Here is a 13,194-nt window from a genome sequence, read left to right on the forward strand (position 1 = left end):
TCCGCCGTCATACCCCGCGAAAGCGGGGTATCCAGTACGCCGCGGCGATTATGGGAATCGAGACGCTGCGTTTACTGGATCACCCGCCGGAGCCTGTCATCGGGCGGCGCCTTGCGCCGACCCGGTGGCGGGTGACGACACCAAACGTTACGTTCCAAAATGCCAGTCGCTGATCTCGACCACGAGGTCGATGAAGGTCCGCACCTTGGCCGACAACAGCCGCGAGGTCGGGTAGACCAGATGGATCGGCAATGGCGGCTGCTCGAATTTTTGCAGCACGATCTTGAGCCGGCCGCGCTCGATGGCGTCGGCGGCCTGATACGCCAGCACCCGCGTCAGGCCGCCGCCCTGCTCGGCATATTGGATCGCGGCGTCGGCGCTGTTGGTCGTGAAGCGCGGCGTAGCGGCGAGGCGAACCTCGCGGCCGTCCTCGACGAACTGCCACTCGGTTGAAGCCGTCGCGCCGAACTGGATCGTTTCGTGAGACTCGATCGCCGCCGGCCGCTTCGGCTCGCCGCGCGATTTGAGATAGTCGGGTGAGGCGACCACGATCCGCCGCATCTCGCCGACTTGGCGCGCGACGAGCGTGGAATCGGGTAGATGGCCGATCCTGACCGCCAGATCGACGCCGTCTTCGACGAGATTGATCACGCGATCCGATAGCCGCAACTCGCCCGCGACCTCGCCATAGCGCATCAAATAGGCCGACATCACCGGACTGACGTGCAGACGGCCAAAGCCGACCGGCGCCGAGACCACCAGCCGCCCGCTCGGCCGCGTCCGCTCGCCCTCGGCCGCGCCTTCGGCTTCCTCGACGTCGGCGAGAATGCGACGCGCGCGCTCCAGATAGCGGGCGCCGACATCGGTCAGCGCGACCTGCCGCGTGGTCCGCTGCAACAGCCGCGCACCGAGACGATCCTCGAGCGCTGCGATCAGCCGAGTCACGTTCGAGGGCGACTGCCCGAGCTTGCGCGCTGCGGGGGCAAAACCGCGCAAATCGGCCACCGCGACAAAGGCCTGCATGGCGTCGATACGGTCCATGGCATTATTTCATATCTTGCAATGATGAAGTGTCAATCCGGACGATTGTTCAAATTTCAAAAATATCCATGTTGGCGGGCGGAAACCGGCGCAAGGCGCCGCTGACTGCAAGGAGAAGCTCCGATGTCAGACGTTCACACTTATTCCAGCGACGTGGCGTTCAGCCCGGCGGTGAAGGAAATTCAGACCCGCAAGGGATCGCGCCGCGCTTACGCGCATGCCGAAGAAAATGGCGGCTGGCGCACCGAAATCGATGAAAACCTCGAAGCGTTCCTGGCCGCGGCCAACAGCCTCTATTTCGCCACCGCGAGCGCGGATGGCCAGCCCTATATCCAGCATCGCGGCGGGCCGAGGGGCTTTGTCAAAATCCTGGACAAGAACACCCTCGCTTTCGCCGACTACAGCGGCAACCGGCAATACATCACGCAAGGAAACCTCTCGGAAAATCCGAAGGCGCATCTCTTCGTGATGGACTACGCCCATCGCCGCCGGGTGAAGATCTGGGGTGAGGCGCGGGTGGTCGATGACGATCCGGCGCTGATGGCCTCGCTGATGCCGCAGGGCTACACGGCGCGGCCCGAACAGGTCATCTTGTTCAAGATTTCGGCGTGGGACACCAACTGCCCGCAGCATATTCCGCAAAAGTTCGATGCGGCCGACGTCGCGGCAGCGCTGTCCTCGCGTGATGCACGGATCGCGGAATTGGAGGCGGAGCTGGCGGCGATGAAAGGCGGGGTAACATAAAAATATCGTCGTCCCAGCGAAAGCAGGGACCCATAACCACAGGCGTCAATTGTTACCAAAGCCGTCTGCCAGTGTGCCGCTTCCGACGGCCGCGGCGTCTGGGTCCCCGCTTTCGCGGGGACGACCGAGGTGGTTCATGCAGCCTCCTGCTGCGGAGCCCACGCAAAATCCGGATAATATTGGAGCATCATCCGGTCGACATAGGCCGTAAGATTTTTGAAGCGTTCAGTGCGCTCGCGTAGTGGCGAAGTGAAGAACGGCGTCAGGATGCCGGCGAGCGCGCCGAAGGCGGTGGCATCCGTGCCGCAGGGCGTGTCGCCCATCAGATAGGGCTTGTCGCCGAGCTGGACGGAGAGCGCAAACAGCGAGCGGGCGGCCAGGTCGACGTCCTCGTCCGGGGCGTGGCGGCCGAGGCCGCTCAGCAGGTAATTCTCGGCGACGCGGAATTGCGCGTCCTCGCGAAGTTTCTCGCGCATATGCTCGGGCGCGCCATCGAAGAAATGCGTCGGGCCCTTGGCAAAATTATTCGGATCGACCCAGCGCGCGCCCACCAGCGCCCAGTAGACGTGGTGCTCGATCATGCGTTCGAACGCCCAGACCTGGGCACGCTGCTGCAGGTTGAGCGGCGCGTCGAAGTCGAAGCCGTATTTGCCCTCGATATGCGCGCGAATGAAGGTGGAATCGGCAATGCTCTCGCCTTCATCAACGATATAAGGCAATTGCCCCTTGGGCGAGGCCGGGGGCATTGCCTTTTCCTTGCGATAGGCAAGACCTGCCATCTTCAACTGGACTTCGGTCTTGGTCACAAACGGGCTGATTTCCGGCAAGCCGAAGCCGGTGCCGAAGCCATAGAGGGTGATCATCAGAGCGCTCCCGATTTCTTGAGCAGGCGCTTGAGGCTAGCCATCCCCTGCTGCCACCGTGGTGTCAGCAGCGGCGACATCGAGGTCCAGAGGTCGAGGCCGTATAGGATCATCATGGACAAAATTCCCTTTGTTGGAGTGTTGTCCCGGTATACTGACCCCCTGCTGCCAACATGCTGTCAGCAGCGGTTAGCGGCCCTCTAATAGAGACAAAAGAGACTTCGCCATGAGACGCGCCGACCGGCTGTTCCAGATCATCCAGGTGCTCCGCCGCACCAGGAATCCGCTGACAGCGGATGCCATCGCCGCCGAGCTCGAGACCTCGAAGCGGACGATCTATCGCGACATCGCCACCCTGATCGGACAGCGCGTGCCGATCCGCGGCGAGGCCGGCATGGGCTATATCCTGGAGAAGGGATTTGACCTGCCGCCCCTGATGCTCACCCCCGATGAGATCGAAGCCGCCGTGCTCGGCGCGCAATGGGTCTCAGGTCATGCCGATGCCGTGCTGGCACGCGCAGCCGAAGACCTGATGTCCAAGATCGCCGACACCGTCCCCGAGCGCTTGAGGCCGTTTGTGCTCGAACCGGCAAGCCGCGCCCGCCCGGCCTGGCAGAAGGAGGCCGACCGTATCGACATGGTGCGGACGCGCTCGCAGATTCACGAGGGCAAGAAGATCGCGCTGCGCTATCGCGACGAACACGGCCGCGACAGTGAACGCACGATCTGGCCGATCGCGATCGGCTATCTCGAGGCGGTGCGGCTGTTGGCGGCATGGTGCGAGCTGCGCAAGGATTTTCGCAGCTTCCGCACCGACCGCGTCGTCGACGCCGTCTATCTCGACGAAAAATATCCGGAGCGGCGTGACCTGCTGCGGGCGAAGTGGCGAAGGAGCCTTGTGTGGGAACCGCCCGGCGATACCTGAGGGATGCAGCCACGCGGGCCATGGCCGGTCGGCTAATTCCGCGCTAAACGGGACGCATGGAAACCAGCGACAGCATCATTGACGACAAAAGCCCGTGCCAGGCCTGCGGCGCCTGCTGCTCCTATTCGCAGAACTGGCCGCGCTTCACCACCGAGGACGATGCCGCGCTTGATCTCATTCCGGCAAGATTCGTCAATGAAAGATTGTCGGGCATGCGCTGCGAGGGCGACCGCTGTTCGGCGCTGTCAGGCAAGGTCGGGGTTGCGACCTCCTGTACCGTCTACGCGGTGCGCCCGGAAGTGTGCCGGACCTGCGTGCCGGGCGATGTCGAATGCCAGATGGCGCGGCGACGGCACGGGCTGCCGGTGTTAGTCTAATTTTTTTGGTGTCGTCCCTGCGAAGTTCGCAGGGACGACAGCTGCTACGCCGTGACGGCTTCGGCAAAATCGTCGTCGAGTTCGTCCTCGATCGGCGAGAAGGTGGAAAGCGGCTTGGTTGAGAGCGTGATCGGCTTGCGATTGCCGTAGGAGGACGACGGCGCGCTGCGTGCCGCGGGTTCGCGAGACAGTGCGTAAAGGGTCGAGCCGACGCGGCCGCCGAGATGGACCAGTTCGCGCTCGCTGCAGCTTGCCGCGATCGAGAGCGCCAGCGCATGCAGATGGCTTCGGCGATAGCAGAACAGCGCGAGCATCGCCCTGACATCGGAAGAGACACTCGCGACCAATTGGGGCAGACCGTTTTCGTTGGCGCGGTACATTTCGCCAAGCAACTCATCCCCAACCGGGCAGAAATCGTTCTCAAAGGCGTCGCGGCTTGAAAACATGAGCAATCCCCCTGTTAACAAGATGCAACGCGACTCTCTAACGAAAGGTTAACCACGGTTCCCGTAATCGCTCGGGCATGCTTGTAGGGATAACCCGAATCGGACAGGCCAAAGCTTGCTCTACAGCCCGTTCGCCTTGATCCAGTCGGCCACCGCCCGGCCGATGGCCGGCCCGGAATCCTCCTGGATGAAATGCGAGCCGGAGACCGTCACTTCGCGCTGATTGTTCCAGCTCCTGCAAAATTCCCTGGACGCGCCGATCAGGATGGCACCGGGCTCGGCGTTGACGAACAGCTTCGGGATATTGTTCTCGGCCATCCATTGCGAATAATCGGCCGCGATCTGCACCACATCGGCGGGCTCGCCGGCGATCGGGATTTGGCGCGGCCAAGTCAGCGTCGGCCAGCGGTGCTCACGCTCGAGAAACGGGGCGCGATATTCCGTCATCTCGGCCTCGCTCAGTTTCCGGAGCACCGAGCCCGGCAGCACCCGCTCGACGAACATGTTGCGGTCGAGGATCATCGCCTCGCCCTTGTCGGAGCGGAAGCCCTGGAAGATCGGCACCGCCTGCGGGCTCCAATGGTCCCAGGAGGCGATCGGCCGCACGATCGCCTCCATATAGGCGATGCCACGGATACGGTCGCGGTGCCGGTTGGCCCAGTCGAACCCAAGCGCCGAGCCCCAATCGTGCACCACGAGCACGACGGATTCTTCAGCGCCGATCACCGCGTCAATGAAAGCGTCGAGATATCGGCGGTGGGTCACGAAGCGGTAGGTGTCGGGACCCGGATTCGGCAATTTGGCGGAATCGCCCATGCCGATCAGATCGGGCGCGATCAGCCGGCCACGGCCGGCAAGCTCGGGAATGACATCGCGCCACAGATAGGACGAGGTCGGATTGCCGTGCAGCAGCAGCACCGGCCTGCCCTCGCCGCGTTCGTGATAAGCCATGCGGCTGTCGAGCACATCGACGGTCTTCTTGGTCAGCGGCTGCTCTGTCATTTGGATTCTCTCAATCGGCAATAGCGATCGCCCTGGTTTCCAATGTCATCATCCGCGAAAGCGGATGATCCAGTATTCCACCGGCATTGAGTTCCAGCACCGGCTCCTCGGTATACTAGATACCCCGCCGGAGCCTGTCATCGGGCTCGCCGAAGGCGAGACCCGGTGGCGGGGTATGACGGCCTAGATGGATGTCGCGCCGCAAACCGCCAGGCGCGTCAATTCGCCGCCATGAGGATCGCGAGAAAAAAATCGGTGAGATGGTGCAGCGCCTGATCGACCCCGATCAGCGTCCAGAACCACGGGTGCTCGTTCTCCAATGTGACGCCAAATCGCGAGGCGCAAAGTCCCTTGGCGCGGTCAACCGTGATGTGAATGGCAAAATCGATCAGGGCGACGAACCAGAACCGCGGCGCGATAATCAGGATCAGCACCATTGCAACCGCAAGGTGCACGAGGCAATGCGCCAGGAGCGGCAGCGCCCATCCGGTCTTCTGGTCCTTGCCGATGGCCATCCAGGACGTCTGCAGGACGAAATCGGCGATGACGTGCTTGACCGTCAGCACGAGCATCCAGCCGATCAGCGCACCAACCGGGACCGACGAGGACAAAAGGGGGAACGACAAAGCTGGCGGCCTCGCTCGGACTGAAGGGCACGGACAGAACTGGGAGGCTTGCGCGCAACTTCTTCTTAAATCCGGACATTTCGACCGGTATTGCTCATTTATGACACCTCCCCGGACAGAATGCACCTACGGGGAACCCGAAAAACCTCTGGTGTGACTTAACTGCGATAGGTCGGCGCGCCTCCGCCGGCAAGGTTACCGGAAGCCCTGATTTGCAATCCGCCCTGAGGCGGATATCATCATAGTGCTGGAAAATTGTCGTTCTTTTTTAGATATTTACGATCTCGTTGGGCGAACCTTCGGGGCTGGTCAGGCCGCGATGCGCTCCGCGGGGGCGGGTATGAGCCATGAACGCTGAAGTCCCAACGCAGCAAGCGAAAGCGCCCCCCACGCTCGTCACCAGCAATCGCCGACAGGTCGTGCTGTTTGCCGCGCTGACATTGATACTGACCATTGCAACCGTTTGGGGTGGCCGCATCTGGCTGAAGCATTACGAAACGCTGGTGTTCGCCGTCGGCGACGCCAACGGCCCGGAGGCGCGATTCGCCGCCAAGCTTGCCACCGTGCTCAAGAGCAACGCATCGCGGCTGCGGCTGAAGATCGTGGCCAACGCCGATAGCGCCAAAGCGCTCGCGCAGTTCGATCGCCGGCAGGCCGATCTGGCCGTGCTGCGCACCGACGCAAAAGTTCCGCCGCACGCGCGCGCGCTGGCGATCCTGGAACACGACATCGTGCTGCTGATCAGCCCTCCCGGCAAAAAGATAAAGTCGCTCGCGGAACTGAAGAAAAAGAAGATCGCGGTTCTCGCTGCCAGCGACAGCAGCGCGGTCTTCGTGCGCAACAGCCTCGACATCTCGGAAAACTCCGACGCGGCCGCGCGGGTCCAGATGGCGCCGCCGAATTCGTTCGAAAAGCTGTTCAGCTCGGGCGGTTTTGGCGCGGCGGTGGTGATCGCGCATGCGTCGACGATCGTCAAGGACAAACGCTACGAAGAATATGCCAAGCGTGGCGGCTTCACCCTGAACGCGATCGACGAGTCGAAGGCGCTGGCCCGGCGAATTCCCGGGATTACCGAGGAAACGCTGGCAACAGGCATGGTTTCCTCCTCGCCCGCGATACCCGATGACGATCTCGATACCATCGGGTTGCAATGGCTTCTGGTCGCGCAGAACAGGATGTCGACGGGTACCGCGGGAGATCTCGCGCGCGCGATCTACGAAAACAAGGCCGAACTGGTGCTGGACGACGGTTTCGCCACCAAGATCGAACCGGCGGACACCGACAAGGACGCCTTTGTCATCGCCCACCAGGGCGCGGCGGAATACATCAACGACGAAACCAAATCGTTCATGGACCGCTACAGCGACATGATGTATCTGGGCGCCGGCGCGCTCAGCGTCATCGGTTCGATATTTGCCGCGATCTACACCAATCTGACCCGGGTCGCGCCGGAAAAGGCCAGCGAACTCGCAACCGCCATCCTCGACATCGGCGAGCGGATGGAACATGCGACCTCGCTGGACGCGCTTGACGCGCTGCAGGATGAACTCGAGGCGATCCTGCGCGGCGCGGTGGTCGGACTGCGCGACGGCACCATCTCGACCGACGGACTGGAGACGTTCAAGCTCGGCTACGAATTCGTGCGCGACGAACTCGGCATGCGGCGCGAGAGCCTGAAGCGCCACGCCGGCCATGAGGACAATGTGGTGATCGTCAAGTCCGCCCAAAGCGCGTAGGGGTGCTCGTTTAACGCTGCTTTCGTACCTCGTTGACGGCCTCCTCCCGCCCGGGCACTTTGGGGGACCGGTCGCGCGCTGCGCGGCCGCATCTGGTGTTTTTTCCAGCGAAAGGCGCTGCCTCCCCGATGCCCAAGCCGCGTTCTTTCCCGGCTCTGACGCTATTCGTGATGGCGACGGCCGGCCGCAACCTGACCCGGACGGCCTATGTCGCGGTCTTGACCGGCGTCGTCATGATGGTGCTGCTGACGGTCGACCCCGCCTATGAGGCCGCGCATCATTGGGTCGACGCGGTGCTGTGGGCGTGTCTTTCCTTCTTCACGTTCGAATGGGTGGTCCGGCTTCGCCACGCTTTTCACGCGCGCCGCATCCGGACTTACGCGCTATCCGGCCGCGGGCTGCTCGACGCCGTCTCCGCGATTGCGATCCCGCTCGCTCTCATCCTTGGCTTCGATCCCAAAACGGCTTGGCTGCTGGGCATCTTCTGGATGTTCAAGGTGGTCCCGGGGATTCCGGGACTACGGCAATTACGCCGGGTGCTGGTGCTGGAATCCGGGCCGCTTTTGAGCGTGCTGGTGCTCTTCCTGATGGTCTTGTTCCTGGCCTCGGTCGTAATGTATTTCCTGGAGCGCGACGCCCAACCGATGGCGTTCGGCAGCGTGCCTGCGGCGTTATGGTGGGCGGTCGCGACCCTGACCACGACCGGATATGGCGACGTGGTGCCGATCACGCCGCTCGGCCGGCTGATCGCGGCTTTGGTGATGATCTGCGGCCTCGGCGTGTTCGGGCTCTGGACCGGTATCCTCGCCACCGGTTTTGCCGCCGAGACCCGCCGCGACAATTTCCTGAGAACCTGGGAGTCGGTGAGCAAGGTGCCGTTCTTTGCGGCGCTTGGTCCCGCGGCGATCGCCGACGTGACGCATATGCTGCGCACCATGGACCTGCCGGCGCGCACCATGATCATCCGCAAGGGCCAGGCCGGCGACTGCATGTATTTTATTGCCGCGGGCGAAGTCGAGGTCGATCTGCCGGGCAAGAAGGTGACGCTCGGCGAAGGCGCGTTCTTCGGCGAGATGGCGCTGCTCGGCAACAACACGCGTTCTGCCAATATCACGACCACGCGGGTGTCGCGGCTATTGGTGCTCGATCTCGTCGATTTCCGCCTGCTGATGGCGAGGCATCCCGATCTTGGCGAGACCATCGATGCCGAAGCCAAGCGGCGCGCGCTGGAGAACAAATGATGCAGGAACACGCTCCCCGCACCACGGACGCAGCGAGCCCGCCGGTGCTCGATATCAAGGACGCACGCGCCACCATCCGCCTCAACCGGCCGAAGCATCTGAACCGGCTGCAGCCCGAGGATCTCGATGTGCTGGCAAACCTGTTCGACCGGATCGAATCAGATCCCGCGATCCGCGTTCTGGTGCTGACCGGCACCGGCCGCGCCTTCTCGGCCGGATACGATCTTGGCTCGATCGCCGATCGCGCGGCTAAGGCCGAGGAACAGACCGCCGGATCGGCGTTCGAGATCGTCGTCAACCGGCTTGAAGACCTCGCGATCCCGACGATCTGCCGGATCAATGGTGGTGTCTATGGCGGTTCCACCGACCTGGCGCTGGCCTGCGACTTCCGCATCGGCGTCGACACGTGCGAGATGTTCATGCCGGCGGCCCGGCTGGGCTTGCATTACTACACGAGCGGCATCGCCCGCTACGTGTCGCGGCTCGGCGTCGACAATGCCAAAAAACTGTTCCTGACCGCAGAGAAGATCGGCGCGGCGGAGATGCTCCGGATCGGCTACCTCACCGCGATGGTGCCGGCGGAAGCGCTCGACGAAGAGGTCGATCGACTGGCGGCGACGCTCGCCGGCAACGCCCCGGTCGCGATGGCCGGCATGAAGCGCGCCATCAACGAATTCGCCCGGGGCCGGCTCGATGAAGCCGCCGCCGACCACCGCCACCGCGACAGCATGCGCAGCGCCGAGATCAAGGAAGGCATCGCGGCGTTCGCGGAAAAGCGCCCGCCGAAGTTTTAATCGGTTTTCAACGCGGACCTCGACCTTATCCTTCGTCATGGCCGGGCTTGACCCACCACTGTCCGGTTCGATTTTTGTAGACAGGGTGCATGACGAGGATTCTTCTGTGTTTTGAGCGCTTCGCACACGTTCGAGACACCGAAGGAGGTCCACGCCATGCGGCATCAGAATAGCGTATTTCACAGTCTAACAAAGCACGTTCCTTGGTCTAAGTTCGAACAGATCGTGGAGAAGTACGGGGCCGACCGGCTGGTGCGGAAATTGACGACGAAGCGTCAGTTCATCGCATTGCTGTACGGGCAATTGAGCGGCTCGACGAGCCTGCGGGAGGTCGTGACCGGGATGGCGAGCCACGAGACGCGGCTTTATCACGTGGGGGCGGCACCGGTGAAGCGTTCGACGATGTCGGACGCCAATTCGACGCGGCCTTGGCAAGTGTTCAGCGAGCTGTTCGCGCAGATGCTGCCGCAAGCGCATCGTGGGCTGCGGCGCGCGACGGCAGACGCGGTCCGGCTCATTGATTCCACCAGTGTTCGGCTCTCCAGCCTGAGCGAGGGCTGGGCGACATTTTCGGCCGATGTGTTCGGCGCCAAGGCGCATATCGTCTACGATCCGAATGCCGATCGGCCGGTTTACTTTGCGGTGACGCCCGCTAACGTCAACGACATCACAGCCGCCAAGGCGATGCCGATCGAGCCGGGCGCAACCTACGTCTACGACCTCGGTTATTACGATTATGGCTGGTGGGCGCGGCTCGATGACGCCGGCTGCCGCTTCGTGACGCGACTGAAGAAGAATACCCCGTTCAGCGTGGTAAAGGAGAACCGCGTCCCCAAAAACAGCAATATTCTGCGCGACCGCGTCGGTCATTTGCCGGCCCGGCTCGCCAACAGCCGCAAAAATCCGCTGCAAGTTCCGGTCCGAGAGATCACCGTGATCATCGACACCGGTAAGCTGTTGCGCATCGTGACCAATGATCTCGACGCGCCGGCAGAAGAGATCGCAGAGCTTTACAAACAGCGCTGGCAGATCGAATTGTTCTTTCGCTGGGTCAAGCAGACGCTTCGAATCAGGCACTTCATCGGTGTCTCCGAGAATGCCGTCCGCATTCAGATCGCCATCGCCCTGATCGCCTTTCTCATCTTGCGCATGGCCCAGCTGGCTCAAAAAGCGGTGCACAGCCCTCTCGAATTTGCCCGCCTCGTCCGCACCAACCTCATGCACAGACGCCCGATCAACCATTTGCTCGAACCCCTACAGCCGATCCCGATAAACCCCGATCAGTTGAAACTTGGACTATACTTCCAATGAACCGGACAGTGGTGGGCTTGACCCGGCCATCCACGTCTTCCTGCTCGGGCCTCAAGACGTGGATGCCCGGGACAAGCCCGGGCATGACGGCTTTTGTGCGGAGCCGGTTATTCGTCCACGAACTTCACCGTATCGGCAAGGCTCGCCCGCGTCGTCCGGTAGCTGTTGGCCTTGTGCTCGCGGTCCGGATATCCGAACGAAATCCCGCACACCACCCGGCGGTCGTCGCCGAGCCCAAAATGCTTGCGCACCAATTCGGAGTGAAACGCCAATGCGGCCTGCGGTATCGTCGCCACGCCCAGCGCCTGCGCCGCGAGCATAAAGCTCGTGACATAGCCGCCGCAATCGATCGCGCCGTAGACGCCGAGCGCCTCGTCGGTATGGACGATGGCGACATGCGGTGCGCCGAAGAAGTTGAAATTTTCCAATGCCTGTTTTGCATAACCGGCCTTGTCGCCCCTGGGAATTCCGAGCGAATTATAAAGTTGAAAACCGCTTTCGCGGCGACGCTCCAGATAGACGCCGCGATATTCGCGCGGAAACGGAAAGTCGCCTGTGTTCGGCTTGCCGCTACTGGCGGCGCCATACATCACATCGCGAAATTTCTTGGCCGCAGCACCCGAGGCGATCGCAAGCTGCCACGGCTGGCTGTTGCACCACGACGCGGTCTTTTGCGCGGCCGCCAGGATGCGCTCGATGGTCGGGCGCGGCAGCGGCTCGGGCCGGAACGCACGGCAGGAAAAACGCTCGCTCAGCAGGTCTTCAAGGACCTCGATCGGCGCGGTGTCGATTTTGCTATCCATCACATCATCGCCTCTGTTGGGCCAACTGGGATTTATCTTCCCTTGGTCGGAATCTTGTTGAACGGCACATCCTTGTCGACGCGGATGTCGCCGGGTAGGCCCAGCACGCGCTCGGCGATGATGTTGCGGAGGATTTCATCGGTGCCGCCGGCAATCCGCATCGAGGGCGACGACAGCAGCATCTGCTGGAATTGTCCGCGCGCTTCTTCTTCCGCAGCTCCGGTGAAGACGCCGGCTGCGCCTTCGAGGTCCATCGCATACATCGCGATGTCCTGCAGCATCGCGCCCGCCACCAATTTGCCGATCGAGTTTTCCGGTCCCGGACGCTCGCCTTTCGACAAGGCCGAGATCGCACGATAACTGGTGTATTTCAGCCCGCTCGCCTTCACCGCCCAGCTCGCGAGTTTGGAGCGGGTGGCGCGATCGTCGATGGCGAGCCCGTCCTCCGTCATCAGATTGGAGCAGAACTCGAACATCTCGGGAAAGCCGGTCGCAAGCCGCGAGCCGATCGACATCCGCTCGTTCATCAATGTGGTCAACGACACGTTCCAGCCGTCGCCGACCGCGCCGAGACGCTGATGATCGGGAATAACCACGTCGGTGAAATAGACCTCGTTAAACTCCTGCATGCCGTTGGCCTGCTTGATGGGGCGCACTTCGACGCCTTTGCTCTTCATGTCGAGGAAGAACATGGTGAGGCCCTTGTGCTTCGGCACATTGGGATCGGTGCGCGTGATCAGGAGGCCGTAATCAGAATAGTGCGCGCCGGAGGTCCAGATTTTCTGGCCGTTGATCACCCAGTTGTCGCCCTGCTTCTCTGCGCGCGTGCGAAGACCTGCGACGTCGGATCCGCCGGCCGGTTCCGAGAAAAGCTGGCACCAGATCTGTTCACCGGAAGCGAGCTTTGGCAGATAATGGCGTTTGTGCTCCTCGGAGCCATAGGCCATCACGGTCGGCCCGCACATGCCCTCGCCGATCTGAAATGGCTGCGTCAGCTTGCCGTAGACGCCCTCTTCCTGCTGCCAGATCACGCGTTCGATCGGCGTGGCGCCGCGGCCGCCATATTCCTTCGGCCAGTGCAGGCAGGCCCAGCCGCCTTCGGCTTTCTTCTTCTGCCAGGCCTTGCCGACGTCGACGATCTCTTCCTTCTGCAGTCTTATTCGGCCGAGCGAAGCCTTCGACAGTTCCGCCTCATATTGCTTCGGCGCGTTGGCGTCGACCCATTTGCGGGCGAGGCTGCGGAATTCGGCTTCCTGCGGGGTGTCATCGAAATTCATGTGAGCCT

Annotated in this window: 14 protein-coding genes; 7 read left to right on the plus strand and 7 right to left on the minus strand. The window is 62.4% G+C overall.

What is annotated here, in order from left to right; translation table 11 throughout:
- Positions 1-147: 147 nt before the first annotated feature.
- Entirely contained in the window at positions 148-1,041 is an 894-nt protein-coding gene (locus B5526_RS14465; RefSeq protein WP_079538959.1) for a LysR family transcriptional regulator, read from the minus strand.
- Positions 1,042-1,164: 123 nt separating this feature from the next.
- Here B5526_RS14465 and B5526_RS14470 point away from each other — a divergent pair, with 123 nt between their 5' ends.
- Positions 1,165-1,785 (plus strand): pyridoxamine 5'-phosphate oxidase family protein, encoded by a 621-nt coding sequence (locus B5526_RS14470; RefSeq protein WP_079538960.1) that lies wholly within the window; start codon positions 1,165-1,167, stop codon positions 1,783-1,785.
- Positions 1,786-1,919: 134 nt separating this feature from the next.
- On the opposite strand, the gene B5526_RS14475 is transcribed toward B5526_RS14470, so the two are convergent.
- The gene (locus B5526_RS14475; protein WP_079538962.1) at positions 1,920-2,648 is read right to left on the minus strand and encodes a glutathione S-transferase family protein; all 729 of its coding nucleotides are present in this window, start codon (positions 2,646-2,648) and stop codon (positions 1,920-1,922) included.
- 226 nt (positions 2,649-2,874) lie between these two features.
- On the opposite strand from B5526_RS14475, the gene B5526_RS14480 reads away from it, so the two are divergent.
- Complete coding sequence (locus tag B5526_RS14480) at positions 2,875-3,573, plus strand: helix-turn-helix transcriptional regulator (protein ID WP_079538964.1); 699 nt, start codon at positions 2,875-2,877, stop codon at positions 3,571-3,573.
- A 56-nt stretch (positions 3,574-3,629) separates the two neighbouring features.
- Complete coding sequence (locus B5526_RS14485; protein ID WP_079538966.1) at positions 3,630-3,950, plus strand: YkgJ family cysteine cluster protein; 321 nt, start codon at positions 3,630-3,632, stop codon at positions 3,948-3,950.
- A gap of 44 nt (positions 3,951-3,994) precedes the next feature.
- On the opposite strand, the gene B5526_RS14490 is transcribed toward B5526_RS14485, so the two are convergent.
- The 3 genes from B5526_RS14490 to B5526_RS14500 all read right to left on the minus strand — a co-directional run bounded on the left by B5526_RS14490 (position 3,995) and on the right by B5526_RS14500 (position 5,970).
- A complete protein-coding gene (locus tag B5526_RS14490; protein ID WP_079538968.1) occupies positions 3,995-4,396 on the minus strand; it encodes a hypothetical protein in 402 nt (133 codons plus the stop codon).
- A gap of 120 nt (positions 4,397-4,516) precedes the next feature.
- Entirely contained in the window at positions 4,517-5,398 is an 882-nt protein-coding gene (locus tag B5526_RS14495) for a haloalkane dehalogenase (RefSeq protein WP_079538969.1), read from the minus strand.
- Between the two features lie 218 nt (positions 5,399-5,616).
- Positions 5,617-5,970: a DUF3307 domain-containing protein gene (locus B5526_RS14500; protein ID WP_079545001.1), complete on the minus strand. Its 354-nt coding sequence runs from the start codon at positions 5,968-5,970 to the stop codon at positions 5,617-5,619.
- A gap of 401 nt (positions 5,971-6,371) precedes the next feature.
- Between B5526_RS14500 and B5526_RS14505 the strand changes: the two genes are divergently transcribed.
- The 4 genes from B5526_RS14505 (at position 6,372) to B5526_RS14520 (ending at position 11,106) form a co-directional block, all read left to right on the plus strand.
- Complete coding sequence (locus B5526_RS14505) at positions 6,372-7,760, plus strand: TAXI family TRAP transporter solute-binding subunit (protein ID WP_079538971.1); 1,389 nt, start codon at positions 6,372-6,374, stop codon at positions 7,758-7,760.
- A gap of 128 nt (positions 7,761-7,888) precedes the next feature.
- On the plus strand, positions 7,889-9,001 hold the full coding sequence (locus B5526_RS14510; RefSeq protein ID WP_079538973.1) for a cyclic nucleotide-gated ion channel: 1,113 nt from the start codon (positions 7,889-7,891) through the stop codon (positions 8,999-9,001).
- Positions 8,998-9,795 carry an enoyl-CoA hydratase/isomerase family protein gene (locus tag B5526_RS14515; protein WP_079538974.1) on the plus strand — a complete coding sequence of 266 codons (798 nt, stop codon included), beginning with the start codon at positions 8,998-9,000 and terminating at the stop codon, positions 9,793-9,795. The genes B5526_RS14510 and B5526_RS14515 overlap by 4 nt, the downstream gene beginning before the upstream one ends.
- A gap of 156 nt (positions 9,796-9,951) precedes the next feature.
- On the plus strand, positions 9,952-11,106 hold the full coding sequence (locus tag B5526_RS14520) for an IS4 family transposase (protein ID WP_079544713.1): 1,155 nt from the start codon (positions 9,952-9,954) through the stop codon (positions 11,104-11,106).
- Positions 11,107-11,213: 107 nt separating this feature from the next.
- Here the strand turns inward: B5526_RS14520 and B5526_RS14525 are convergent, their stop codons facing one another.
- Both B5526_RS14525 and B5526_RS14530 read right to left on the minus strand, forming a co-directional pair.
- Positions 11,214-11,909: a nitroreductase gene (locus B5526_RS14525; RefSeq protein ID WP_079538976.1), complete on the minus strand. Its 696-nt coding sequence runs from the start codon at positions 11,907-11,909 to the stop codon at positions 11,214-11,216.
- 32 nt (positions 11,910-11,941) lie between these two features.
- Entirely contained in the window at positions 11,942-13,186 is a 1,245-nt protein-coding gene (locus tag B5526_RS14530; protein ID WP_079538978.1) for an acyl-CoA dehydrogenase, read from the minus strand.
- Positions 13,187-13,194: the final 8 nt, after the last annotated feature.

Source organism: Bradyrhizobium lablabi (genome assembly GCF_900141755.1).
GTDB lineage: Bacteria > Pseudomonadota > Alphaproteobacteria > Rhizobiales > Xanthobacteraceae > Bradyrhizobium > Bradyrhizobium lablabi_A.

Bases quoted from the DNA above. Each gene is read 5' to 3' on its own strand.
- B5526_RS14485 (WP_079538966.1), top strand. From the start codon at position 3,630: ATGGAAACCAGCGACAGCATCATTGACGACAAAAGCCCGTGCCAGGCC.
- B5526_RS14525 (WP_079538976.1), bottom strand. From the start codon at position 11,909: ATGGATAGCAAAATCGACACCGCGCCGATCGAGGTCCTTGAAGACCTG.
- B5526_RS14490 (WP_079538968.1), bottom strand. From the start codon at position 4,396: ATGTTTTCAAGCCGCGACGCCTTTGAGAACGATTTCTGCCCGGTTGGG.
- B5526_RS14495 (WP_079538969.1), bottom strand. From the start codon at position 5,398: ATGACAGAGCAGCCGCTGACCAAGAAGACCGTCGATGTGCTCGACAGC.
- B5526_RS14515 (WP_079538974.1), top strand. From the start codon at position 8,998: ATGATGCAGGAACACGCTCCCCGCACCACGGACGCAGCGAGCCCGCCG.
- B5526_RS14475 (WP_079538962.1), bottom strand. From the start codon at position 2,648: ATGATCACCCTCTATGGCTTCGGCACCGGCTTCGGCTTGCCGGAAATC.
- B5526_RS14530 (WP_079538978.1), bottom strand. From the start codon at position 13,186: ATGAATTTCGATGACACCCCGCAGGAAGCCGAATTCCGCAGCCTCGCC.
- B5526_RS14510 (WP_079538973.1), top strand. From the start codon at position 7,889: ATGCCCAAGCCGCGTTCTTTCCCGGCTCTGACGCTATTCGTGATGGCG.
- B5526_RS14465 (WP_079538959.1), bottom strand. From the start codon at position 1,041: ATGGACCGTATCGACGCCATGCAGGCCTTTGTCGCGGTGGCCGATTTG.
- B5526_RS14470 (WP_079538960.1), top strand. From the start codon at position 1,165: ATGTCAGACGTTCACACTTATTCCAGCGACGTGGCGTTCAGCCCGGCG.
- B5526_RS14520 (WP_079544713.1), top strand. From the start codon at position 9,952: ATGCGGCATCAGAATAGCGTATTTCACAGTCTAACAAAGCACGTTCCT.
- B5526_RS14505 (WP_079538971.1), top strand. From the start codon at position 6,372: ATGAACGCTGAAGTCCCAACGCAGCAAGCGAAAGCGCCCCCCACGCTC.
- B5526_RS14480 (WP_079538964.1), top strand. From the start codon at position 2,875: ATGAGACGCGCCGACCGGCTGTTCCAGATCATCCAGGTGCTCCGCCGC.
- B5526_RS14500 (WP_079545001.1), bottom strand. From the start codon at position 5,970: ATGCTCGTGCTGACGGTCAAGCACGTCATCGCCGATTTCGTCCTGCAG.